This is a genomic window from Vibrio sp. 10N.239.311.G01, from assembly GCF_041465805.1.
Lineage (GTDB): Bacteria > Pseudomonadota > Gammaproteobacteria > Enterobacterales > Vibrionaceae > Vibrio > Vibrio crassostreae_C.
Genome location: NZ_JBFSRM010000027.1, coordinates 11,979 through 36,725 on the forward strand (window position 1 = coordinate 11,979; position 24,747 = coordinate 36,725).

17 protein-coding genes are annotated in these 24,747 nt (G+C 46.4%); 3 read left to right on the forward strand and 14 right to left on the reverse strand.

The window, feature by feature from the left end; translation table 11 throughout:
• Positions 1-3: 3 nt before the first annotated feature.
• Entirely contained in the window at positions 4-1,836 is a 1,833-nt protein-coding gene (locus AB6D06_RS18420) for a DUF294 nucleotidyltransferase-like domain-containing protein (protein ID WP_102429028.1), read from the reverse strand.
• A 232-nt stretch (positions 1,837-2,068) separates the two neighbouring features.
• On the opposite strand from AB6D06_RS18420, the gene AB6D06_RS18425 reads away from it, so the two are divergent.
• Entirely contained in the window at positions 2,069-3,265 is a 1,197-nt protein-coding gene (locus AB6D06_RS18425) for a 3-phenylpropionate MFS transporter (RefSeq protein ID WP_017062710.1), read from the forward strand.
• Between the two features lie 117 nt (positions 3,266-3,382).
• On the forward strand, positions 3,383-6,814 hold the full coding sequence (locus tag AB6D06_RS18430; protein WP_372100979.1) for a PAS-domain containing protein: 3,432 nt from the start codon (positions 3,383-3,385) through the stop codon (positions 6,812-6,814).
• Between the two features lie 117 nt (positions 6,815-6,931).
• On the opposite strand, the gene AB6D06_RS18435 is transcribed toward AB6D06_RS18430, so the two are convergent.
• The 4 genes from AB6D06_RS18435 to AB6D06_RS18450 form a co-directional block, all read right to left on the reverse strand.
• Positions 6,932-8,317, reverse strand: coding sequence for a class II fumarate hydratase (locus AB6D06_RS18435; protein WP_372100977.1), 1,386 nt, complete (start codon positions 8,315-8,317; stop codon positions 6,932-6,934).
• A gap of 12 nt (positions 8,318-8,329) precedes the next feature.
• Positions 8,330-8,716, reverse strand: coding sequence for a hypothetical protein (locus tag AB6D06_RS18440; protein ID WP_017068852.1), 387 nt, complete (start codon positions 8,714-8,716; stop codon positions 8,330-8,332).
• A 200-nt stretch (positions 8,717-8,916) separates the two neighbouring features.
• Positions 8,917-10,620 (reverse strand): sodium:solute symporter family protein, encoded by a 1,704-nt coding sequence (locus AB6D06_RS18445; RefSeq protein WP_017062715.1) that lies wholly within the window; start codon positions 10,618-10,620, stop codon positions 8,917-8,919.
• Positions 10,621-10,630: 10 nt separating this feature from the next.
• A complete protein-coding gene (locus tag AB6D06_RS18450) occupies positions 10,631-10,897 on the reverse strand; it encodes a DUF4212 domain-containing protein (protein WP_010435433.1) in 267 nt (88 codons plus the stop codon).
• A gap of 448 nt (positions 10,898-11,345) precedes the next feature.
• Between AB6D06_RS18450 and AB6D06_RS18455 the strand changes: the two genes are divergently transcribed.
• A complete protein-coding gene (locus AB6D06_RS18455) occupies positions 11,346-13,097 on the forward strand; it encodes a potassium/proton antiporter (protein ID WP_017063662.1) in 1,752 nt (583 codons plus the stop codon).
• On the opposite strand, the gene AB6D06_RS18460 is transcribed toward AB6D06_RS18455, so the two are convergent.
• From AB6D06_RS18460 to AB6D06_RS18500, 9 genes are all read right to left on the reverse strand, one after another.
• Positions 13,094-13,723: a response regulator transcription factor gene (locus tag AB6D06_RS18460; protein WP_017062717.1), complete on the reverse strand. Its 630-nt coding sequence runs from the start codon at positions 13,721-13,723 to the stop codon at positions 13,094-13,096. The two genes, AB6D06_RS18455 and AB6D06_RS18460, sit on opposite strands and share 4 nt — an antisense overlap.
• A gap of 212 nt (positions 13,724-13,935) precedes the next feature.
• Positions 13,936-15,783: a protein-disulfide reductase DsbD gene (locus AB6D06_RS18465; RefSeq protein ID WP_372111310.1), complete on the reverse strand. Its 1,848-nt coding sequence runs from the start codon at positions 15,781-15,783 to the stop codon at positions 13,936-13,938.
• Between the two features lie 175 nt (positions 15,784-15,958).
• Positions 15,959-16,447, reverse strand: coding sequence for an arginine repressor (locus AB6D06_RS18470; protein ID WP_285953288.1), 489 nt, complete (start codon positions 16,445-16,447; stop codon positions 15,959-15,961).
• Between the two features lie 327 nt (positions 16,448-16,774).
• Positions 16,775-17,239 (reverse strand): aspartate carbamoyltransferase regulatory subunit, encoded by a 465-nt coding sequence (gene pyrI / locus AB6D06_RS18475; RefSeq protein WP_048605441.1) that lies wholly within the window; start codon positions 17,237-17,239, stop codon positions 16,775-16,777.
• Between the two features lie 15 nt (positions 17,240-17,254).
• On the reverse strand, positions 17,255-18,184 hold the full coding sequence (pyrB, locus tag AB6D06_RS18480) for an aspartate carbamoyltransferase (RefSeq protein WP_017063665.1): 930 nt from the start codon (positions 18,182-18,184) through the stop codon (positions 17,255-17,257).
• A 484-nt stretch (positions 18,185-18,668) separates the two neighbouring features.
• The gene (locus AB6D06_RS18485) at positions 18,669-19,679 is read right to left on the reverse strand and encodes an ornithine carbamoyltransferase (protein WP_017063666.1); all 1,011 of its coding nucleotides are present in this window, start codon (positions 19,677-19,679) and stop codon (positions 18,669-18,671) included.
• Positions 19,680-19,820: 141 nt separating this feature from the next.
• Positions 19,821-20,732, reverse strand: coding sequence for a carbamate kinase (arcC, locus tag AB6D06_RS18490; RefSeq protein WP_017062723.1), 912 nt, complete (start codon positions 20,730-20,732; stop codon positions 19,821-19,823).
• A gap of 73 nt (positions 20,733-20,805) precedes the next feature.
• Positions 20,806-22,029: an arginine deiminase gene (gene arcA / locus AB6D06_RS18495; protein ID WP_372111316.1), complete on the reverse strand. Its 1,224-nt coding sequence runs from the start codon at positions 22,027-22,029 to the stop codon at positions 20,806-20,808.
• A gap of 806 nt (positions 22,030-22,835) precedes the next feature.
• A complete protein-coding gene (locus AB6D06_RS18500; RefSeq protein WP_017062726.1) occupies positions 22,836-24,284 on the reverse strand; it encodes a YfcC family protein in 1,449 nt (482 codons plus the stop codon).
• Between the last annotated feature and the right edge of the window lie 463 nt (positions 24,285-24,747).

Genomic DNA, 24,747 nt, shown 5'->3' on the forward strand with positions numbered 1-24,747 from the left:
TGCCTAATCCCGTATCTGATAGTGGTAGCCGAGCCATTGCTTGAATTTCTTCACCACGTGCAGGCTATGACGAAGCAGATCCCTGTCTGCTCGTTCCATCAGTTTGACGTTAATCTTGTTGCTGCTGTGCTGCTGAGAAAGCCTTTGGGCTAAGCGCCACTTAAAGAATTGCTTGAGTGCTTCACTGAGATTATCGGCAGTACTTTGCTCTAATACTTTCTTGCTGACCAGCTGCTCAATGCGTTCGAAGGTGTTGTTGACCGTGACACCATGTTCTAGGCAAAGCGCTCTCACACCATGCACGATAGGGAAAATACCGCCTTGTTTGATATCGAGTCCGGACTTAGATTGCTTCACATTACCAAACAGGGTCAGGGGAACTGAGAAGTTCAGCGCCGGGCGGCAGAACTCCGTCAGAATCAATTCTTGTCCGAGCATTAAATCACTGAGGTGCTGCTTTACAGGTTTTAATAACTCTCTATTCCCCGCTACTGCGTGTGCATCTGCCATGATCGCGATATCCATCACGGTGTCTGGCGTGGCTTTTTTTACCCAATGGGTGAGGGTTTGTTTCCACTCTTGTTCTGAATGCACCCATTTCGGATTGTTGACCATTACGTTGCCCGGGCACAGTGGGTAACCCAATTGTTGAAGGGTATGGGTGAGGTCGTTCATGGCACTTTGGCATTGATGCCATTCCAAACCATCTTGAATAATCAGAGCGTTGTCTTGATCGGTTTTGAGAATTTGCTCTCCACGCCCCTCAGAACCCAGCACGATTAGGCAGCAATGATTATGCAGTGCAGGTGGGATCACCAACTCAAAAGCCTTCTCTATGATCTGTTCGTTGACCGCAGAAATCAGCTCCATGATAAAGCGTGTGCGAATCCCATTACTGAGCAAGCTCTCGACCAGTTGACGTTGTTTGTTGGATGCCATTGCCAATTCTTCAACGCTGGTGGCGCGCGCAATACGCAAAGTAAGAACGTGGGAGTGTGTGGAGAATGCACTGAGAATCTGTGTCATATCCACCATGCCGACCGCATTTTTACCATCACAAACCATCAACCTTTTTACTCGATTTCTGGTCATGGTAATCATGGCGTTAAATAAGAAATCGCCTTGGTTCACGTGCATCACCGGAAACGTTGCGATCTCACCGACAGGCGCATCCAGTGTGAAATTATCGAGCATCACAGCATGCAATAAATTGGTTCGAGTGACGATTCCATACGACAAGGAACATGATGATCCAAAAGCTTTTGGATCATTATGTTCCAAATGGACTAGGGCCGAGTCTAACCCTTGTTCTTTAAGGGTTTGAGTGACTTGGTTGATCGGTTGGTTTGGTTCAAGTATCAGTGGTGGGTGATAGATAGAGTCATCCACTTTGGTTAATATAAACTCGGCAAGATTCTGTTGCTGTTGGGCGGCTTCTATCAAAGCTTTTCGTGTTGATAGGTTGCTATCAAAGTAGGCAGCGAATTGGCCATTGGCGTGGTAAAGCTCAAGAAAAATATCGGTGGGCAGCAGATAACTTAATGTATCTTCGAGTGCGATATATTGGTGTTTGGTGTGGGGTTCAAACTGGCTGCGGACATCAAAAATATCGTCATTGGCATAGTGTGCGTAAATCTCACCATCACTGCTCGCGCGCTCTTCAACAGCTCCTTTGATCAAAATATGCAGGTGTCGGCTCGGCCTTTCAGCTTCCAGTATCACTTCTTGAGAGCGGTAATACACCACGTCTAATGAAGAGCGAAGCTTCAACTGTTCGGCGTCGGACAGGCTATCGAAGGGCGGGTGCTGCATATTAAATTTGTCAGGCATAAGCATCACAAGAAGAAATGGGAGTCTTTAATCAGTCTGACAAAATACCAGCGAAGCTCCAGACGACTTTAGTCTAAATGCGAGTATGAGTATTGATGAGCGTGAAATCTCTTGTTGAAATGCGATATCCAGACCCATTGAATATGGGAATACTATCCCAGTAATAATTCCCTTTTTCATCGTATGCGAGATAGGCATAATTGGTGCTGCCTTTTTCCGCACACTTTATAGGTCATTTATGTTTAGCCCTTCACCCTATGGCTGGATCTCTCAGTATTTTCTTGGTTTCTTTTTTGCGTATGGCGTGTATTTGCCATTTTGGGCGTTGTGGTTTGAAGACCAAGGCGTGTCTGCTGGTGATATTGGCGTATTGATTGGTATCGGCTTTGCGACTCGTTGTGTGGCCAACTTAGTGATTACGCCGCGTATCCATAAAGTGGAACACTTGATGCCAGCGCTACGCTGTTTGAGTTTCGCTGCGCTGCTGTTTGTCGGTTTCCACTTCTTCACCGGTGGCAGCTTTATACTGATGTTGTTGGCAACGGTACTGTTTAACCTCTGTTGTGGGCCGATCATTCCTCTTTCTGATGCGATGGCTAACCATTACAGTCGTTTGAAAATGCTCGACTACGGCCGAACTCGTCTTTGGGGATCAATTGCCTTTATCGCAGGTTCAACGGTTGTTGGCTATTTGGTGGCACAATTCGGCACTGACATGATTTTGTATACTGCGCTTGCCGGTGTGTTGCTGTCATTGATTCTTGCGATGAGAAACCCCAATGTGATGCCAGTAACACAATCTGAGCAACAAGCGGCGCGACCAAAACTAGGTGAACTGCTGCGTGAGTCGTCAGTGGTAAAGTTTTTAGCCTTGATGGCGCTGCTGCAAGGTAGTCATGCGGCTTACTACAGTTTTAGTGCGATTTATTGGAAAGAAGCGGGTCACTCAGAAGCTATCATCGGTTATTTGTGGAGTTTAGGTGTTGTTGCTGAAGTGGCCGTATTTGCTCTGAGTAAGCGATTATTCTCAGGCTGGTCACTGCGTACTTTGTTTGTCGTCGCGGCTATTGGGGTGATGGCGCGTTGGGGTATAACCGCATCAACCACGGCGATTTTTGCACTGGTGATGGTGCAGTTGCTGCACGGTGTGACATTTGCCATGGCACACATCGCCGCGATTCAATACATCCAATCTGAAGAACAAAACAAGATGGTTGCGCTACAAGCCCTGTATAACGCGATTCCATTAGGTGCCTTTATTGCACTGATGACCACCTTAAGTGGTTGGGGTTATGAGCTTTGGGGCGCAAATATCTTCTGGGGCATGGCTGCAATGGGTGCACTTGCTCTGTTCATTAAGTTGGATGAAAGAAGTTCAGTGGTTGAGATTAATCAATCAGATTCGGAACAGTCAGAATCTCACAGCAAATGCTGATAATTAGAGTCTAAAGCACAGAATTTAAGCGATGCGATTGAGTTAATCACCCATCCTTAGTTAAATGAAACCTCTCCCTTATGGAGAGGTTTTTTTATGGATGAAAAAGGGTTTTCAATGCAAGGATGGATAGTAATTCCAGTCTCTTTAGCCTACTTGGGCGTGTTATTTCTGATCGCTTGGTATGGAGACAGGCAGGTTCGTTGGCTATCGCGTTGGCGCCCGTGGATCTATAGCCTTTCGATTGCCGTGTATTGTACCTCTTGGACCTTCTATGGAACGGTCGGGCAGGCGAGTAACAACCCTTGGTCTTTTTTACCCATTTACCTCGCCCCGATTCTAGTCTTTACACTAGGCTGGCGGATCTTGGCGCGGCTGATCCTGATTGCGAAGCGGGAACATATCACCTCCATTGCCGACTTTATCGCGGCTCGTTATGGAAAATCTCAGGGCTTAGCGGTGGCGGTGACGGTTATCGCCGTGGTTGGTATCCTTCCTTATATTGCTCTGCAACTGCGTGGTATTACCATGGGGTTGGATATTGTTGCACCCAACCTAGCGGCTGACTTCGGTTATCAGGACTATCATGTGTCTTGGTTTGTGGTCGGTGCTTTGGCTATTTTCACCATGCTGTTTGGTACAAGACACATTGATAACACAGAGCATCACCGTGGCATGATGATGGCGGTGGCGTTTGAATCCATCGTTAAGCTCGCGGCATTCCTGATCGTTGGCCTATTCATCATGTATCTGGCGATGAGCAGCGACAAGATCGACTTGCTTGATGTGGCGGCTTCCACCTACGAATCACCCAATATTCCGACCTTAATTATTCATACCGTTTTAACCATGTTGGCGATTGTCTGTCTGCCACGCCAGTTCCATACCATGGTGGTAGAGAACGAACGTCCTCAAGACCTGCATACCGCTCGTTGGTTGTTTCCGCTTTACCTGATTTTGATGGGACTGTTCGTGCTGCCAATTGCTTGGGCAGGACAAGGACTACTTACTGGTATGCCAGCGGATACCTATGTGATCAGTGTGCCAATGTCAGAAGGCGCTAATCACATTGCCTTGCTGGCTTTCCTTGGTGGTACGTCTGCGGCAAGTGGCATGGTGATAGTGTCGACCATCGCCTTGGCGATCATGGTGTCGAATGATTTAGTGATGCCATTGTTACTGCGCCGTATGCGCCTAACTCAAAGAACCCATCGACACTTTTCTGGCCTGCTATTGGTGATTCGCCGCGGGCTAATTTTACTGCTGTTACTGGGTGCTTGGCTGTTTTATCAGGCGCTCGATACCATCCATTCACTGTCAGCGATTGGCTTTCTTTCCTTTGCTGCGATTGCTCAATTCGCGCCAGCACTTATTGGTGGTTTGTACTGGCGCCCGGGTAACCGCAAGGGCGTGTATGTCGGCTTAATGGTGGGCTCGTTGATTTGGCTGATTACCTTGATGAGCCAAACCAGCATGTTGGCTGGCGACAGTGACAGTAACCTTTTACTGTGGATTATCACGCCGCCAGAACTGCTCAGTAGCTGGAATATCAGCAGTTCAAACTGGGGCATTGTGCTGAGTATTGTACTTAATACCTTGTGCTATGCCGTAGTTTCGATGTCGACCAGGCCAAGCCTAAGTGAGCGCTTACAATCAGCAGCATTTGTTGGCACGCCGCTGCCTGAAAACGAGAATATCAGCCTTTACCAGAACCGAGTGACGGTCGCTGAATTAGAGATGCTGGCGTCGCGTTTTGTGGGTCGCAAACGTGCGAAAAGTGCCTTACACAGCTATTGGCAACAACACGGTCAGCCGCTGCTTCCTAATCAACAAGCGCCTGCAAGTCTGATTCGACACGCAGAGCGCGTGCTCGCCGGAGTATTCGGTGCTTCGTCTGCTAAGTTAGTACTTACTTCCGCTTTACAGGGAAGAAACATGCAGCTTGAAGAAGTCGCGACCATCGTGGATGAAGCTTCGGAACTGTACGACTTCAGCCGTGGTTTACTGCAAGGCGCGATTGAACATATTGGCCAAGGCATCGCAGTAATCGACAAACAAATGAGGCTGGTGGCGTGGAATCAGCGCTATCTAGAATTGTTTGAGTTCCCTGCTGGTTTGATACAAGTGGGCAGGCCGATCTCCGATGTGATTCGCCATAATGCTCAGCAAGGTTTGTGTGGTCCGGGTGACCCTGAAGATCATGTGCGTCGCCGTGTTTATCATTTGGAGCAAGGCACTCGACATACCTCTTCTCGCATTCGTCCTGATGGTCGAGTGATTGAAGTGCAAGGTAACCCGATGCCAAGTGGTGGCTTTGTGATGAGCTTTACCGACATCACGGTATTCCGACAAGCAGAGCAAGCGCTAAAAGATGCCAACGAAAGTTTGGAATCGAGAGTGCATGAGCGAACTCAAGAACTCGAAAAACTGAATCATCGCTTGGTAAAAGCCACGCAGATTTCGGATCAAGAATCACAATCTAAGAGTCGTTTTCTAGCCGCGGTAAGCCACGATTTGATGCAGCCGCTCAATGCCGCACGTCTATTTGCTTCGTCACTGTCTGAGGTGGCAAAAGAGCAAGAGGTGAAGCAATTGTCATCTCACATCGAGAGTGCACTTGGCGCCGCAGAAGATTTGATTGGTGACTTGCTGGATATCTCTCGATTGGAGTCCGGAAAGTTAGAAACCAACATTCACGCGATTGCCGTGCATGACGTATTAACCAATTTGAACGCGGAATTTAGCGCTCTAGCGAGACAACAGAAAATTGAGTTTAAGATGATTCCGTCGTCATTGTTCATTCATTCAGACCCTAAGCTGTTGAGGCGTGTGATTCAGAACTTTTTGACCAATGCGTTCCGCTATAACCCGGAAGGGAAAGTGGTACTGGGTGCGAGAAGAGTGAATGGACAGGTTCGAATTGATGTGTGGGATAATGGAACCGGTATCGATGAAGACAAGCAACAAGAAATCTTTGAAGAGTTTACTCGTGGCAGCCAAGTACGAGCCGATCAAGGATTGGGGTTAGGGCTGGCTATCTCGAAAGGTATTGCTCATGTGCTTGGCCATCAAATTTCGATGCGCTCATGGCCGGGGCAAGGCAGTGTCTTTTCCATCACCTTAGCGAGAGCTGAAAAGGTGGCTCCGGTTGTACAAGCTTCGACGCCAATGGCGACTAGTGATATCGAGCACTTGAAAATATTGTGTGTCGACAATGAACGAGAGATTTTAGTCGGTATGGAGAACTTGATTGGTCGTTGGGGTTGTGAGGTTAAGACAGCCGTTGATCTAGTCGAAAGCTTGAAGTGCCTAGATGATGGTTGGCAGCCGGATGTGATTTTCTCTGATTATCGTTTGGATAATGGTCGAACCGGACTCGAAGTCCTGCAGCAGTGTCGCTTGCGCCTCGGAGACTCTTTTGAAGGGGTCATCATTAGTGCCGATAGAACCGATGACATGTTGGCAGCGATAAAGGCCAACAGCTTTCGCTTTATTGCCAAGCCAGTGAAGCCACTTAAGTTAAGAGCGGTCTTGAATCGAGTGAGCTAGTTTGGGTTAACAGGCTCGGATTAGTACGTTCGTGAGCGGATAGTGAAAAGGCCTCAGATGAGGCCTTTTTTGTCTCTGTTTTTTTTGCGAACGCCGATTCGCTTGTTAATTCAATAACTAACCAGCAATGCCACCTTGTGTCAGTGTGGTTGGATCAAGCAGTTTACTGAGCTCTTCTCGGCTAAGATCGGTTTCTCTTTCTGCGACATCCAGAATTGGTAAGCCTTCTTTGTAAGCTTTCTTGGCAATATCAGCCGCCTTCAAGTAGCCAATCACAGGGTTAAGTGCGGTCACTAGGATTGGGTTCTTTGACAGTGCCAAATCGAGATTGTCTTGGCGTACCGTGAAGGTCGCGATGGCTTTGTCCGCTAAAGCGACTGAGCTGTTTGCCAATAACTCAATACTTTCCAACACGTTATGAGCAATCACTGGCAGCATCACATTAAGTTGGAAGTTACCTGATTGTCCGGCTACGGTAATGGTGGTGTCGTTGCCAATGACTTGCGCCGCCGCCATAGCTGCAGCTTCTGGAATCACAGGATTTACCTTGCCAGGCATGATCGATGAGCCTGGTTGTAGAGCCTGTAATTCAATTTCCCCTAAGCCAGCCAACGGCCCAGAGTTCATCCAGCGAAGATCGTTTGAGATCTTCATGATCGCAACTGCTGCCGTTTTGAGCTGACCTGACAGCGCAACGATCGCGTCTTGACTGCTGAGGCTAAAAAAGAAGTTTTCACTCGAGCTAAAACTGATCTTTGTCGATTGAGACAGGTTACTCGCAAACTTATCGGCAAAGCGTGGGTCAGCATTGATCCCTGTTCCAACCGCAGTACCACCTTGTGCTAAAGCCTTGATAGCGGGCAGGGTGTTCTCTATTGCTTGCTTAGCGTGTTCTATCTGAAATTTCCAACCACCTAGCTCTTGAGCAAAGGTCATTGGCATCGCATCCATTAGATGAGTGCGGCCGGTCTTCACGACCTCCGCAAGTTCCTGTTGTTTGATGGTGAGTGCTTCAGAAAGGTGAGTTAATGCAGGTAATAGCTTATTTTCAGCCATCAAAGCAACGCTCACTTGAATTGCGGTTGGCACCACATCGTTACTGCTTTGGCCCATGTTGACGTGATCATTGGGGTTCACGTCGCCTTGCAAGCTTCTTGAGGCAAGCGTAGCAATCACTTCATTGGCATTCATGTTGGAACTGGTACCTGAACCGGTTTGGTAGACATCGATAGGGAATTGATCGAGGTGTTTACCCTCAATGATCTCTTGGCTGGCTTCGGCTATCGCGTTGGCAATATCACCTTCCAGTAGACCTAACTGAGCATTGGTATCTGCCGCTGCCTGTTTAATTGACGCCAGTGCTTGAATAAAACTGGTCGGCATCTTGTGAGAGCTAAACGCGAAGTTATCCGCTGCACGCTGAGTTTGTGCTTGGTATAGCGCATCGGCAGGGACTTTCACTTCGCCCATGCTGTCTTTTTCAATCCGAAATTGTAGGGTCATGTTCTATCCTTGTTAGCCAAGTGGGGCTTGGACTTGTTTTAGTGTTTGGCTGAGATTCAAAAAACGCGCTTGGCCTTGAGGTTGCTGGCAGTAGTGGCGCTTCAAATAAAATAGTGGTGAGTGAATAGAGTCTAGGCAGATATGACGAAAGGCGAAACTGCGCTGAGGAGACTCAATCGCTTCAATCAAATGAAAGAAAACTTGGCGTAGATACAGCTCGCACAACAAGATGTTTTCTTGAGCGGCATGCTTTTCATAGTAAGCCGAAAGCGTCAGTGCACACTCGATATACTCTCGAATTACAAACGGCTCATGGCCTTGAACTTGTTCTAATGAAGCAAAGCGATCCTGTGCTTTGTAAAATCTCGAATAGAGAACCTGCTGCTCTTTCATCATCATCTGCATCTCTTTATTGGATGTTAATGATAATTATTATCAAATAAAATTTTAAAAACAACCCTTTGTTTATCTTTTTATAAAGTGAGCAGAAAAAGAAAAAGCCGATACACGAAGTATCGGCTTTCTGGAGTCAGTACCTAATCCCTACAATGTAAGTACTGATTCATTTTTTGCTAAACATCTTTGTTTAATGGTCGTGCTTAGTGGTCGTGAGCTTCACCTGCACCTTTCGGGTAACGGATGTTCTCAACCATATCTTGTACATCTTGTGGTACTTCAGCAGTTACTTTGTTTACAGCAATCGATACTACGAAGTTTAGACACATACCTAGCGTACCGATGCCTTCTGGGCTGATACCAAACCACCAGTTTTCAGGTGTGCTTGCTGCTGGGTTAATGAACTTGAAGTAGATGATGTAGCTTGCTGTGAAGGCAATACCTGACAACATACCTGCAATTGCGCCTTCCTTGTTCATCTTCTTGTAGAAGATACCTAGGATAATCGCTGGGAAGAAGGATGCTGCGGCTAAGCCGAAGGCAAACGCTACTACCTGTGCTACAAAGCCTGGTGGGTTAATACCTAAGTAACCGGCACCGACAATCGCGACCATGGCTGCCAGACGAGCGGCTAACAGCTCCTGCTTGTCGGTCATGTTTGGTCTGAAGCCTTTCTTCAACAAGTCATGTGAAATCGACGTTGAGATGACCAATAGTAGACCCGCGGCTGTTGATAGTGCGGCTGCTAGGCCACCGGCTGCAAGCAGTGCTACAACCCAGTTTGGTAGTTTCGCTAGCTCTGGAGAAGCCAGTACGATGATGTCACGGTTAATCTTCATCTCGTTGCGCTCATCGCCCGAGTAGAACATTTTGCCATCGCCGTTCTTATCTTCCCAACCTACTAGGCCAGTGCTTTCCCAGTTTTTGTACCAGCTTGGTGCGTCCGCTGCAGCGACACCTTGCATGTCAGGGCCGTTGATTGTTTCGATCATGTTTACACGAGCGAATGCTGCAACGCCTGGTGCTGTTGTGTATAGCAATGAGATGAACAGTAGTGCCCAACCCGCTGAGATACGAGCATCACGTACTTTTGGTACCGTGAAGAAACGAATGATTACGTGTGGAAGACCCGCAGTACCGACCATTAGAGCCGCACAGATGAAGAATACATCTACCATGCTCTTGTTACCTTCGGTATAGGCGGTAAATCCGAGTTCTTCGGTCAGTCCATCCAGTTTATCAAGAAGGTAAACATCTGTGCCTGATAGCGTAGAGCCCATACCAACTTGTGGAAGTGGGTTACCTGTCATCATGATTGAGGTAAAGATTGCTGGAACAAGGAAGGCGAAAATGAGGACACAGAATTGAGCTACCTGCGTATAAGTGATGCCTTTCATGCCACCTAGTACTGCGTAGAAGAACACAATACCCATACCAATGATGATGCCTAGGTTAATATCAACTTCTAGGAAACGAGAGAATACAACGCCCACACCACGCATCTGGCCTGCAACGTACGTAAACGATACGAAGATTGCACAGAATACCGCTACCATACGTGCCGTTTTCGAGTAGTAACGCTCACCGATGAAATCAGGAACCGTAAACTGACCGAACTTACGTAGGTAAGGTGCTAAACATAGCGCAAGTAGTACATAACCACCTGTCCAACCCATTAGGTAAACCGCACCGTCGTAACCAACGAATGAGATGATACCTGCCATTGAGATGAATGATGCTGCCGACATCCAGTCAGCGGCGGTCGCCATGCCGTTTGCTACTGGGTGTACACCACCGCCAGCAACGTAGAACTCACTAGTAGACCCTGCACGAGCCCAGATTGCGATGCCGATATATACCGCGAAAGTAATACCGACGAGAATAAACGTCCAAGTTTGAATATCCATGTTCTAGCCTCTAGTCTTCCTGTACGTTGTATTTTTTGTCGAGCGCATTCATGCGGACAACGTAAATAAATATCAGCGCCACGAAGGTGTATATCGAACCTTGCTGAGCGAACCAAAATCCTAGCTTGAACCCGCCAAACTGAACGGTATTGAGGGCATCCACAAATAAGATGCCAGCGCCGTAAGACACCGCAAACCAGACCGCGAGCAGTGTTCCCATAATTCCCAAGTTTTCCTTCCAATAGGCTTGAGCATGTTCCGTAGATTCGAACGCCATTGCCTTCTCCTTTATTCCGTTTTCGTAGAAACTGTTTTTGTGAAACCGTTTTGTAAAATAGCGTGTTAACGTAATGTTACGATTTAGAATGTAGCAAGGATAAGTCAAGGGATCTGTGCAACTTTAGTCGGGATGGTATTAGCGCTAATGTACTGAAATATGGGAGCTAGGAGACATAATCATAGAAAAATGTGATGTTAAAATGTTGTTAAATTAGCCAAAGGTCTAACAAAAAGGGATGAATTAGACTGCGAGTCATAAAATTTAACAACTAAATGACCGAGAAACGGTATTTAGTCCTGCCTATGACACGAAGCGAAACATAAGTTTGTTATAGTAACTACGGTACTTTCACCGGCTGTGACTTGCTTAACGGCAGAAGATCAACAAGCTAGTGGCAAAAGATCAACAGGCTTAAAGCTCGAGTTTTATTCTTTGGGGGAACGAATTGGACGCAATAACCATTAATCACTTATTTTTGACTGGTGCCGTACTCATCGCCATCAGTGTACTTTTCTCACAAGTGTCCTCTCGATTGGGCGTTCCTATTCTTTTGATCTTCCTTTTCGTTGGCATGTTAGCCGGTGAAGATGGCCCGGGCGGTATTAATTTCGATGATTACTCACTGACTTATTTGGTGAGTAACCTCGCGCTTGCCGTGATCTTGCTGGATGGCGGTATGCGAACCAAGGTCGCAAGCTTCAAGGTCGCTTTCTGGCCGTCGCTCTCATTAGCAACAATAGGCGTAGCCTGTACTGCGACTCTAACCGGTTTAATGGCGGCTTGGCTGTTCGACCTGTCACTGATGCAGGGCATTTTGGTGGGCGCGATTGTTGGTTCGACCGATGCGGCAGCGGTATTCTCTTTGTTGAAAGGGCAGAGCCTCAATGAACGTGTTGGCTCAACCCTAGAGATCGAATCCGGTACCAATGACCCAATGGCGGTGTTCCTGACGGTGACCTTAATTGCGCTGCTGGGCACTCCTGATGCTGAAATGGGGATGAACTTCCTACTGAAAAGCTTCGCGATGCAGTTTGGTATCGGCACTCTTATCGGTCTTGGTGGGGGCTGGGTGCTATGGAGCTTAATCAATCGAGTACAATTGGCTGATGGCCTTTATTCCATTCTGGTACTCAGTGGGGGTGTGGCTCTGTTTGCGTTCTCTAACATGCTTGGCGGCAGCGGCATCTTATCGATTTACCTAGTGGGCTTGTTCATTGGTAATCGTCCGACGCGCTCGCGACACTCGATTCTTAATGTTCTTGATGGCATGACGTGGCTAAGCCAGATCGTGATGTTCTTGGTTCTGGGGTTATTGGTGACGCCATCGACATTGATGGACATTGCACTTCCTGCGTTAGCATTGGCTTTCGGTATGATTTTGTTTGCTCGCCCGTTGTCTGTTTGGTTGGGTTTACTGCCGTTCAGAAGCTTTACCACCAAAGAACGTTGGTTTGTTTCTTGGGTAGGTTTACGTGGCGCTGTGCCGATCATTTTGGCGGTGTTCCCGATGATGGCTGGCCTGCCTAATGCCCAGCTTTACTTCAATATCGCCTTCTTCGTGGTTATGGTTTCGCTGATTGTTCAGGGCGGTAGCTTGATGAAAGTTGCGAGGTTGGCTCAGGTGACCTTACCACCGACACCAACCCCAATTTCTCGTACCGGCATGGAGATTTATCCGACCAGTGAGTGGGAGATGTTTGTTTACAAATTGAAAGACGAGAAGTGGTGTGTCGGCGAGCCGCTTAAACGCTTATCTATGCCAGAAGGGACGCGCATTGCGGCAGTGTTTCGACAAGATGCCATGCTTCACCCATCAGGCAGCACCGTGTTAGAGGCGAACGATATCTTATGTGTGCTTGGTCAAGACAAAGATTTGGACAGCTTAAGTTCGTTGTTCAGTGAGGCGCCTCTAGCAGAAGAGGCGGCACGATTCTTTGGTGACTTCTTCTTGGATGTTGAGCTATCAGTTGCGGCAGTGAGTGATTGTTATGGTATTGAACTTGGCTCGGAAGAAGAGCGAGAAATGACGCTAAAACAATTGGTTGCTCAAGAGCTTGGCGCACACTCTGTATTGGGTGATAGCTTTGAGTGGCATGACATCACTTGGGTGGTTGCAGAGATAGATGATCATAAAGTCGTCAGGTTGGGTTTATGTTTACCTAAGACGACTTTAGAAGAGGATATCAGTGAAGCTTAATTGTGGACTTCTTGTAGCAAGATAACCGCTTGAGTACGATTTTTCACATCCAGTTTACGGAAGATGGCCGTCATATGTGCTTTGATGGTCGCTTCCGAAACATTCAATTCATACGCGATTTGCTTGTTAAGCAAGCCGTCAGAAAGCATCCCTAATACCTTGTATTGCTGAGGCGTCAGTGTGGAAATCTTTTCTGCAAGGTCGCTACACGCTGCATTATTGGTGATAAGCCCTTCAGGGAAGAACGGGTCGCCATTCAGCACTTGATTCAGTGCACTCACCAACTCACGCATATCACTCGACTTAGGAATAAAGCCAAACGCACCGTGGCTCTTCACCTGAGTGACCACGCTGGCATCTTCACTGGCAGAAACCACCACAATCGGTAGATCTGGGTATTCAGCGCGCAGTTGAATTAAGCCTGACATGCCATTGGCGCCCGGCATTTTCAGATCGAGCAGTAATAGATCCGGCTCGCCTTCTTTCTTTAGCAGAGTCAGTAAGGCATCGAGAGAATCGGCCTCAAGCAGGTTCGCACCACTGATCGCCATATGAACTGACTGAAACAGGGCGTTGCGAAAGAGAGGGTGGTCATCAGCAATGATGATGGTATAGGTCGAGTCCATGACGTTCATACTTTTAACAATTTAGTTAATATTTATTATCATCCTGATTGAGTATGTGGACAATATCTATGCATTAAAAGTCTGAACCATATCGACTTTTATCCCCGGAATAAGAAAGCGTTACTCTGAATAGCAAAAAAGCCGCACTGCCATCTCGTTACGGAGGGGCGGTGCGGCTTTCGATTCGGCTTATATTTTAGTGAATATTGCCGTTATAGCTGGTGGTTTTTCATGTGTTTTAAGAATACATCAGCAGGCATAAAACCGGTTACACGAGCATTTGGAACATGGTTACCCTCGCCATCCCAGAACTCAATCGTCGGTAAGCCAAGTACCTGTAATTGTTTAAGCAGTTCAATGTCTTGAGGCATGTTTCTCGTTACATCGGCTTGTAGCAGTACGAAGTCAGAAAGCTTGTTTTCCACATCAGCTTGATGGAAGGTGTACTTCTCGAATTCTTTACATGCCACACACCAATCGGCGTAGAAGTCGAGCATCACAGGCTTACCGAGTTTCTTCGCTTCGATGAGCTGGATTTCTAGTTCTTCAACCGTGTTGATGCGTGCAAATTGGATGTGTTGTTCTACCGTCACGCTCTTTTCTGCAAACCAGTAATTGAGCGCAGGTTGAGCTGATGCGAACAGGCCAAGCATCGCAATGATGCCCACAGCGCTTTGCTTCCAGCCACCAAATGGCAGTGCATTCTTACTGTGGTAAAGCCAACCAAAGGCGATGAAGCCAAGGCCAGACCAAAGCACGGTTGCCCACAATTCAGGAATGATGCGCTCTAGCAGGAAGATAGGCGCGGCAAGCAAGATAAAGCCGAATACGATCTTCACCTTGTTCATCCAGCTGCCCGCTTTAGGCAATAGCTTATTACCAAACACTGCCACTAAAATCAGTGGGATACCCATACCCATAGCCAACGCGTACAGAGCAATTGCACCGGTAAATAGGTCACCACTCTGAGCCACATACAGCAGTGCGCCTGACAATGGCGCCGTGGTACAAGGTGAACACACCAAGCCAGAGATAGCGCCCATTGCGAATACGCCCAAGGTATTGCCACCTTGCTGCTTGTTGCTTTGGTTGTTGAGCCAAGTTTGGATGCTGCTTGGCAGTTGCAGGTTATAAACGCCAAACATCGACATTGCTAACGCCACGAACAGAACACTCAGCGCGATCAGCACGTAAGGGTGCTGCATAGCGGCTTGGAATTGCATGCCTGCTGAAGCAACCACTAAACCTAATAAGGTGTAGGTTAACGCCATGCCTTGCACGTAAATAAAGGACAGCATCAGCGCGCGACCTTGGCTGAGTTTGCCACCACCTAAAACGATACCCGTTAGAATCGGATACATAGGCAGCACACACGGCGTAAAGGCTAAACCAACACCGAGTGCTAAGAATAATAGAGGGGTCCACCAACTGTCACCGAGCTTATCGGCTAAGCCTGCTTCTTTTGAAACAGGGGCATTTGGCTGTTGAGTCGTGTTACTTACAACGTCTGCTTTCGGAGATGTTGGTTGCGTAGAAACATCGGTTTCGTTGCCAGCAGAAGATGAAGCTTGTGAGTCACTACCTTGCGAATTAGCAGAACCTGTTGCTGTGAAAGGTTCAATGTCGATTACTCGAGTTTCTGGTGGGTAGCAGAAACCAGCATCTGCACAACCTTGATACTTAACGATCAGCTGTGAGCCATCTTGGTAACTCTGTAGTGGAACTTGCACGAATAACGGCTGAGTATAAATGCTCACCTCACCGAAGAATTCATCTTGGTGTGGTTGGCCATCTTCCATTTCAACATTGCCGATAGCGAGATTTTGGCCAGTGAACGAGAGGCTATGTTGATAGAGGTAGTAGCCCTCTTTTACTTGCCAGTCGAGAAGGACCTTGCCGTCTTGCTGGTAGTAATTGAAAGGGAAAGCTTGGTCTACAGGGACAAAACCGTTGTTATTGCCTCCGAAGCTTGGCTCGGCGTTGTCGTTTCCAAAAAGCGCCCACGCAGGCTGGGTGAACAGGGAAACACAAACAAAAAGTAATGTGGCAAGTCGTCGCATACTATTTAGTCATCAAAATGGAGTTGAAGGTATCTTAACTCAATCAGACCGTAATAGTTTGTGATTAGTTTCATCGACCAGCAAATATCCGCTAGGGCGGGTGAGCCACTTTCTTAGGCAGTCGAGAGAGGGTTAGCAGCGCAACTGCAGTGAACTGCCCTTGCCAATAAGACATTTAGGCAACACCCAAGCGTGCTCTTACTACTTGTTCGCAAGCATCAATGTTCATCGTGTCTTTCGGGATAATTAGCACGGTGTCATTGCCGCCAACGGTGCCGATAATCTCGGTATGTGGGTCGATATCGACTAATCTTGCGACCAACTGTGCACAACCAGGGTTTGTTTTTACGATCACCATCGCTTGGTTGTGAGTAATTAATTCGATTTGTGATGAGATGGATGCATCGACACGAACCGGTGCACTTTCAACCGTGATGCAGTAAACCTTTTTACCGCAAGCATTCTGAATTTTGACAACACCAAGCTGTGACAAAATACGAGATACGGTCGATTGGCTGATACCGGTATAGCCAATATCGACGAGTTTCTCTCGCAGTTGATTTTGGGTCGAGAAGCTTTGTTGTTGTAGTAAGCGTTTGCACGCTGCAGTCAGTGTTTTATCTTCAGCTGAATACAAGCAACCGTGCTCAGTGATTGGGTTCATGAACAACTCCTTAAGGTCAACATGTGGTTATCGCTTGTCCATAGCGCCGAGCGTACTCCCAAAGCCGTAGAGTACGATTGTTAAATAGGGCTTACCGATGAATCCCGAAATAAAGAGGGAAGGTATGCGTGATGTATGATCGTCTACCCATTGAGTCTACCACTAAAGGATAGTTATCTTTTTGAAGGGGGTCACCAAATAAAATTCTAGTTAATTGCTTTTATTTTGGAGTTTTATTCTTTTGTTAAATGGATATTTATTCCAAGTTTGGCATAAATATCCATCGGTATTAGGGTGCTTTGGAGACCGTGATAATGGCGCTAAGGGTTAGCGAATTTCACTCATGATCTCGCGAGAGAATACTTTTTCACAGTAGTGACATTTTAGCTGCACGTTTTCCTGTTTTAGCTGCACTTTAAAGCTGCTTTCGACTGGCTCACCGTGCGAAATACAGTTGCTATTCGGGCAAGAGTAGACACTGTTGATTTGGTCTGGCAGCACTAATGTTAGCTTGTTAACCACCTTGTACTCTTCAATCTGATTGACCGTCGCTTGCGGGGCGTACAGAGCCAATTGGTTGGCTTGTTCCTTGGTCAGAAAGATGTTCTCAATCTTGATTAGATCTTTATGGCCAAGTGCCGATGATGGCAGGTTTAAGCCCATAGTGATGCGCTGTTCTGTCTTGTGTAGCTTAAACAGTTTAAGGATTTTGATACCAAGGTGAGCAGGGATGTGGTCAATCACGCTGCCGTTACGGATCGCTTCTACTTGTAGCTGAGTTTGTTTAACCATGACTGTTTCTCCTGCTTATAAAGTGTCGTTAAGAACTAGGGCCAATAGGGCTTCGCGAGCGTATACACCGTTTTCAGCTTGTTCGAAGTAGTAAGCGTGTGGCGTTTTATCAACGTCGGTGGTGATTTCGTCGACGCGTGGCAGCGGGTGAAGTACCTTCATGTTTTGACGAGCGTCTTTCAATGTATCGGCGGTGAGGATGTAAGCCGATTTCATGTGTGCGTATTCCGACGCATCAAAGCGCTCTTTCTGCACGCGAGTCATGTACAGAACATCCAGTTCCGGCACGACTTCTTCAATGCTGCTGTGAGTGCTGTATTGGATGCCCATCTCTTCCAATTCTTCACAGATGTAATCTGGCATCTCTAAGACTTCTGGCGCGATAAAGAAGAAACGCACGTTATTGAATTTCGATAGTGCTTGCGTCAATGAGTGCACGGTACGGCCATATTTTAGGTCGCCGACGAACGCCACATTGAGGTTATCGAGCGTGCCTTGTGTTTCGTAAATCGAGAACAGGTCCAGCAAGGTTTGCGTCGGGTGCTGGTTAGCACCGTCGCCGCCGTTTACTACCGGCACACCGTTAGAAAATTCAGACGCTAAACGTGCTGCCCCTTCTTGTGGGTGACGCATTACAAAGGCATCGACGTAGGATGAAATAACCTGCACCGAATCGGCAAGTGTTTCGCCTTTCTTCGCCAGTGACGTGTTACCGCCATTATCAAAACCGATGACAGTGCCACCTAGGCGTTGAACTGCGGTTTCAAATGAAAGGCGAGTTCGAGTTGAAGGCTCAAAGAAGCAGCTCGCAACCACCTTATTTTTCAGCAGCTCTGGGTTTGGCTCTGCTTTGAGTCTTGCTGCAGTATCGACGATAAGCTCCAGTTCATCACGAGAGAGCTCTGGAATGGAGATGATGTGCTTGTTAAATAACGAATGCGCCATAACGGGTCTTCCTTTTTCTATGCATACAGTCAAATTGCGGACAAAAAAAAGCCCCCTAAAAATAGGAGGCTTCGAAACGATCAATAGAGCAAAATAAAAATGACACTAACGCCACTCTTTGGCGTGTAGTTTGACAATTATGTGCGACAGAACTGCGGTTCATTTTTTGCTCTCTTTAGACAAATTGCGGAGGATTATACTCAGATAAAAAGGCCATGCAATACTTTCTGTAAAGTATTCATTTAATGGATTTTTATGCGAAATCACGTCCGTTTGTAGCTTCCATTTAAGCCTTTGTCGGAACTGCGAATCTCAGGGTTTTTCAGGTAATAATCTTTTTTAGTACATGAAAAAAAATGCGGGTTTTATCCAAGGTCAAAATCCCAAGAACGCCACCCGCATTTCCCTGTTATTGCACTTAACTTGTCAATGTCTTGCGAACAAGTGAGTGCTTAACTTTTTAACTTCGTAACTTTTTAATATATTAGCTGCCTAGTGTCGCAACCATGACTGCTTTGATGGTGTGCATGCGGTTTTCTGCTTCATCGAATACGATTGAGTATTCAGACTCAACTACCTCATCTGTCACTTCTACGCCATCTTTAAGTTGCGGATATTCAGCAGCAAGTTGCTTACCGACTGTTGTATCTTCGCCGTGGAAAGCCGGTAGGCAGTGCATGAATTTCACATGTGGGTTGCCTGTTGCTTTGATCATTTCCATGTTCACTTGGTAAGGCATCATTAGGTTGATACGCTCAGCCCATGCTTCTTTCGCTTCGCCCATGGATACCCAAACGTCGGTGTATAGGAAGTCACAACCTTGCACGCCTTCTTGAACATCTTCAGTCAGTGTAATTTTGCCACCTGTGTGCTCTGCGATTTCACGACACTGAGCCAATAGTTCTTCTTGTGGCCAGAACTGTTTTGGAGCAACAAGGCGAATGTCCATGCCCATTTTAGCTGCGCCAACCATCAGAGAGTTACCCATGTTGTTGCGAGCATCACCTAGGTAAGCAAAGCTGATTTCATGCAGTTGTTTACCACGGCCGTATTCCGTCATGGTTAGGAAGTCAGCAAGAATTTGTGTAGGGTGGAATTCGTCAGTCAGACCATTCCATACTGGAACTCCAGCGTAAGCGCCTAGCTCTTCAACAATCTCTTGACCGAAGCCGCGGTATTCAATGCCATCGTACATACGGCCAAGAACGCGAGCGGTATCTTTCATTGATTCTTTGTGGCCAATTTGAGAGCCAGATGGGCCTAAGTAAGACACGCGAGCGCCTTGGTCGAATGCCGCTACTTCGAATGCACAGCGAGTACGAGTTGAGGTTTTCTCAAAGATAAGCGCAATGTTTTTGCCAGTTAGTGTTGGCTGTTCGTAACCGTTGTACTTCGCTTTTTTTAGCTCCATAGAAAGATCTAATAAGTGTTGAATTTCGCGTGGAGTGAAATCTAGTAGTTTTAGGAAGTTACGATTGCGTAGGTTAAAAGCCATGATGTATTCCTTCTTAGATTTAGGCGCTTTCTTTTTACAGGGAAAGAAAATTCAAGAAAGCGCGATTCAATTTTTGTGTATTAATTTCAGTTCAAACGGTGATTCAGTTTTCTCGCAAGGTTTGAAAAGCTCGCGAGTAGATTAATCTTTGGTGATGTTGGTGCCCGCCAAGCCTTGCAGGATTTGCAAACCATCTTCGAGTGCACCAATACCGACGACTTTGCCGCCTTGCTGAATGAATTCGCACGATGCTTCAATTTTTGGTCCCATAGAGCCTGCATCAAATTCGAATTTCGCCAGTTCACTTGGTGTGGTGCTGCGCAGTGCGTGTTGAGTCGGTTTGCCCCAATCAAGGTAAACAGCGTCCGCGTCGGTCAAAATAAGCAGTGCATCCGCATCCAGTTGTTTCGCTAAGAAAGCCGCTGACATGTCTTTGTCGATAACCGCTTCAACACCCACTAATTTGCCGTTCTCTTTTTTCACTGGGATGCCACCGCCGCCAGTACAAATCACTAGGTGGCCTGCATCGATAAGTTGGGTGATCGCTTCGTGCTCAACAATGCCAGTAGGGCGTGGGCTTGGCACAACGCGACGGAAGTGTTGGCCGTCTGGTTTGACGATCCAGTGGAATTTCTCCGCCAATTCACGCGCTTCCGCTTCTTCGTAGATCGGGCCAATCGGCTTCGTTGGATCGGCGAATGCAGGATCGTTTGGATCAACGGTCATTTGCGTCAACATGCACGAGATGTTGCGGTTAGGTAGATAGTTCTTGAACTCTTGCATCAGCATGTAGCCGATCATGCCTTGAGTCTCACTGCCCAATACATCTAGCGGATACGGGTTTACTTTTTTGTATTCCAAACCTTGCAGAGCCAGTAAACCAACTTGTGGGCCATTACCATGTACTAGAACCACGTTGTACACTTTCGCGATTTCAGAGATGGTTTTAACCGCTGTTTCAATATTACGGCGTTGAACATCGGCTTCTAACGGCTCACCGCGACGAAGTAAGGCATTACCGCCGAGTGCAACAACAACAGTTTGCTTAGTCATAATTGTGTTCTCTCATTTTGGCCAAGCTGAGATTATTTAAGATCATTCAACTTGGCCGTTTTCGTCTTAGTGATTAGATACCATCACGCTCAATTGGGCAGCTCATGCAGCGTGCGCCACCGCGACCGCGGCCAAGTTCATCTCCAGGGATAGGAAGAACTGTGATGCCTGCTTTATCGTATTTTTCATTGGTGTAGGTGTTGCCTTCGTAGCCAATCACAACGCCAGGTTTAACCGTTAGAACGTTGTTTGCATCGTTCCACTGCTCACGTTCTGCATGGAAGTTGTCACCACCGGTCGTGATTAGGTTTAGCTTGTCTACGCCAAGTGCTTTTTCGATAGCTGTTACGAAGTAGCCTTCTTCTTTCACTTTCACTGCGCCAGACTCATCACCAGTTAGGTTCCAGCACTGTACGTCTTTACTCACCACTTCAGGGTAAACAGAGAACGTATCTTCGTTCATGTGCGTCATAACGGTGTCTAAGTGCATGCAAGAGCGGTGTTTTGGTAGCTGCATTGCGATAACTTGTTTCGCTTGACCGTGTTTGAATAGGCTCGATGCTAAGTGCTCAACACCTTGTGCTGTTGTACGCTCAGACATACCGATAAGAACCGTACCGCGACCGATTACAAGAACGTCACCACCTTCAATCGTAGAGTTGTCGTAATTGATTTTTTCTTCATCGCCGAAGTATTTAATGAAGTCTTGGCCTGCGAATGTTGGGTGCCAACGGTAAATAGCGCGAACGTGGTTTGTTTCACGTTGACGAGCTGGTTTCGCCATTGGGTTGATAGATACACCGCCGTATACCCAGCAAGATGTGTCGCGAGTAAATAGGTGGTTTGGTAGAGGCTCGATAATGAAGTCGGTTGGTGCATGCATGCCTTGCATCATTGAAGATGATTTCATTGGCATCTCAGCGTAAGACAAACCGCCCGTTAGGATTTTTGCTAACTCTAGGTTTGGTAAGTCGCCTAAGTAGCAGCGCACATCATTGGCGAATGTTTTACCCAAACGGTAATCAGATACTTGGCAGGTTAGTAGCCAATCTTTCGCTTCTGACACCGCTAGTGTGTCGGCTAGCAAGTCAGTAAGAAGAAGAACCTCAACACCTTGATCACGTAGCGTTTGAGTAAATGCGTCATGCTCTTTACCTGCACGCTCAACAGCCAGTACGTCATCAAATAGCAAATCGTGACAGTTAGAGGGCGTTAGGTGAGTCAGTGCGCGTCTTGGGCGGTGAACTAGAACGCGGCGTAATTGACCTATTTCAGAACCTACATAGAACTTACTCATGATCGTCTCTCTCTTATATATTTGAATTACTTTTATTGCTAAGAGTAATTATTTATTTTCAGTTGAGAAGAATGAATTATTTTATTCATATCTCTTGTCTGGAATTAATATTACGCCTGCTAGTCAGGTATTCTTAGAGATCTATCACAAATCGTTTTTTATCCCGCAGCCCTTTAAAATCAAGGGTTTTAACAAACTTTATGCACTTTCAACTATTGTCAGTCTTTTCTAAATAGTTAACTCCTTGGGAATATTATGCATGCTTTTTTCATTCGCCTAGTTAGAATCCGATTTGTGAGGGATTATATGCAGAATAGTTTTATTTATAAGAGTGTGCTTAGTTTGGAAGTATGCAGTGTTTTTATTTAGATATTTAATTTTGGATGTGGAATTAATTGTTTATTAACAAAGTAAATGCGAATAAAGCTGTTGCGATCACATTTTAAAATCGGCTGTTTAAGTGTGTTTTTTGATAGAAAAGGGCATTAATCCTCGTCTGTTTATTAGGCTATTAATTACTTTAAATATAATTAACGCTAATAAGTGACTAACTATTTGTTTAAACATCATGGTTGAAAATAGAGTGTTATTTCATCAAGAAAATTAGATGTTTAAAAGTAGGATTGATTCTTCTATTGCGAGTGCTTTGAGTTTAGTTGAGCTTGGCTACGAACAGAAGAACCTTGAATATCGCGTGTATGGCTTTGAGGATCTGTTTCAGTGGCAGAAGGTTACATTGAGAGGGAACAATAAAAAAGCCGCTGTGAGAAGCGGCTTTGGATGAGAAAGGAGTGAAGTGCTGTTAGTTAGATCAGCGCACCAATACTCAGTACAACAATGCAGAACACCATCAATATACCGACTAGTGGCATCACCCATTTAACCCAGCGCACGTAAGGGACACGAGCAATCGCCAAACCACCCATCACCACCGCGGAGGTTGGGGTGATTAGGTTCACCAAGCCAGATGCAGATTGGTACGCAGTGATAACCAAGTCACGACCTACGCCAGCAAAGTCGGCCAGTGGTGCCATGATTGGCATGGTCAGTACCGCTAAGCCAGAGGTCGATGGCACTAAGAACGACAGTAGAATCTCTAAGAAGAACATCACGTTAATGAAGATAACCGAAGAAAGCCCCGTTACCATCTGTTCTGCTGAGAAGAGAATGGTATCGGTGATCATACCGCGGTCCATCACCACTACGATACCACGTGCAATACCTATGATGAGCGCAACGCCAAGTAGGTCGCGGGCACCATCAATGAAGCTGGTGGTAAACTCTTCTTCGCTCATGCGAGCCACAATACCAACGATGATGGTTGCTGCTAAGAACATCGCTGAGATCTCAGCCATCCACCATCCAGCAACGGATACACCATAAATCATTACAGCGAACGAGCCACCAAAAATGGTCAGAATCAGTTTGCGAGTCGCGGTGAATTCAAGTTTTTCGCCGCTCGCATTACCTAAGAAGTGCGCTTTGTTCTCTTCGTATTTGTCGTAGACAATTGATGTTGTTGGATCGGCTTGAACCATTCTTGCGTAACGCATTACGTAGGCAACACAAATACCCCAACCAATAATCAACATCGCAATGCGCAACACGATACCGTCTGTAAATGGAATACCAGAGGCGTTGGCAGCGATCACGGTTGCGAATGGGTTAATCGTTGAACCCAGCACCCCAATACCTGCACCAAGCAGTACGGTCGCAGCGGCAACAAGAGGGTCAAAGCGAGCTGCCATCATTACCGGCACTAGCAATGTATAGAAGGGCAGTGATTCTTCCGCCATGCCGTAGACGGTACCACCTGCGGCAAATAGCGCCATCAGTATTGGTATCATCAACTCTTCTCGCCCTTCTAAGCGGGCGGTGACGCGCTCGATACCGGCATCAATGGCACCCGTTTTGGTTACTAGCCCTAAGAAGCCACCAATGATTAAGATGAACAGCGAAACGTCGATAGCCGCCGCTTCATAGCTATTGTGGTCATAGAAGCCGTCAATAGGCGCGAGCAGTACATCAATCACGCCTTGAGGGTTACCTTCTACCGCTTGATAGGTTCCGGTTACGGGTACTTCTCGGCCTAGCTCTTCATTCATTGCACGGTCGTATTGGCCTGCTGGAACAATCCAGGTAAGCAGTGCGACGAACGCAATCAGAATAAATAGAATGGTGTAGGCAGAAGGGAATTTAAAGTTGGCAAAGAAGCCGCCCTTTTTTTTCTCGCTTGGTATCGTTTGAGTTGTCATGGCTATCTCCTTACATCATCTTAAATAGAAGTGATGTGAATTAGCGACTAATGATTTATAGATTGTAAATACACGGACACTTATAAAGCAATCAACGATATAAAGTTGCTGACTTTAAATATAAGTATCTTTATATTTATATATCCAAATTAATTTAGATTTAATTTAACTGCGGTTATTTTATTCCTTACGTTGGAATTTAAGTTTGGTATTGTTCACAAAAATAGTGACCAATGAATAGGCTGGAAAACGTTAGAAAAAGAGCAAGGTTTTTTTGTTGGTTAGCTTGGATTAATATTCGATGTTAATTAGAAAGAAACAAGGGGTGGTTGTGTTGGCAGGCATTGTTAATGAATGACGTGAATATTCCTGGAATTTTATTCAAACTTTATTTTTATTCGGATTTTTAGGTTTATAATGTTTATTTGATACGTATCAAATAAACACATTGTGCAGAAAAGAA

What these genes read in the sequence shown, in the direction of transcription:
- AB6D06_RS18420 (WP_102429028.1), bottom strand. Translation starts at nt 1,836, where the DNA reads ATGCTTATGCCTGACAAATTTAATATGCAGCACCCGCCCTTCGATAGC.
- AB6D06_RS18425 (WP_017062710.1), top strand. Translation starts at nt 2,069, where the DNA reads ATGTTTAGCCCTTCACCCTATGGCTGGATCTCTCAGTATTTTCTTGGT.
- AB6D06_RS18430 (WP_372100979.1), top strand. Translation starts at nt 3,383, where the DNA reads ATGCAAGGATGGATAGTAATTCCAGTCTCTTTAGCCTACTTGGGCGTG.
- AB6D06_RS18435 (WP_372100977.1), bottom strand. Translation starts at nt 8,317, where the DNA reads ATGACCCTACAATTTCGGATTGAAAAAGACAGCATGGGCGAAGTGAAA.
- AB6D06_RS18440 (WP_017068852.1), bottom strand. Translation starts at nt 8,716, where the DNA reads ATGATGATGAAAGAGCAGCAGGTTCTCTATTCGAGATTTTACAAAGCA.
- AB6D06_RS18445 (WP_017062715.1), bottom strand. Translation starts at nt 10,620, where the DNA reads ATGGATATTCAAACTTGGACGTTTATTCTCGTCGGTATTACTTTCGCG.
- AB6D06_RS18450 (WP_010435433.1), bottom strand. Translation starts at nt 10,897, where the DNA reads ATGGCGTTCGAATCTACGGAACATGCTCAAGCCTATTGGAAGGAAAAC.
- AB6D06_RS18460 (WP_017062717.1), bottom strand. Translation starts at nt 13,723, where the DNA reads ATGGACTCGACCTATACCATCATCATTGCTGATGACCACCCTCTCTTT.
- AB6D06_RS18465 (WP_372111310.1), bottom strand. Translation starts at nt 15,783, where the DNA reads ATGCGACGACTTGCCACATTACTTTTTGTTTGTGTTTCCCTGTTCACC.
- AB6D06_RS18470 (WP_285953288.1), bottom strand. Translation starts at nt 16,447, where the DNA reads ATGAACCCAATCACTGAGCACGGTTGCTTGTATTCAGCTGAAGATAAA.
- pyrI (WP_048605441.1), bottom strand. Translation starts at nt 17,239, where the DNA reads ATGGTTAAACAAACTCAGCTACAAGTAGAAGCGATCCGTAACGGCAGC.
- pyrB (WP_017063665.1), bottom strand. Translation starts at nt 18,184, where the DNA reads ATGGCGCATTCGTTATTTAACAAGCACATCATCTCCATTCCAGAGCTC.
- AB6D06_RS18485 (WP_017063666.1), bottom strand. Translation starts at nt 19,679, where the DNA reads ATGGCTTTTAACCTACGCAATCGTAACTTCCTAAAACTACTAGATTTC.
- arcC (WP_017062723.1), bottom strand. Translation starts at nt 20,732, where the DNA reads ATGACTAAGCAAACTGTTGTTGTTGCACTCGGCGGTAATGCCTTACTT.
- arcA (WP_372111316.1), bottom strand. Translation starts at nt 22,029, where the DNA reads ATGAGTAAGTTCTATGTAGGTTCTGAAATAGGTCAATTACGCCGCGTT.
- AB6D06_RS18500 (WP_017062726.1), bottom strand. Translation starts at nt 24,284, where the DNA reads ATGACAACTCAAACGATACCAAGCGAGAAAAAAAAGGGCGGCTTCTTT.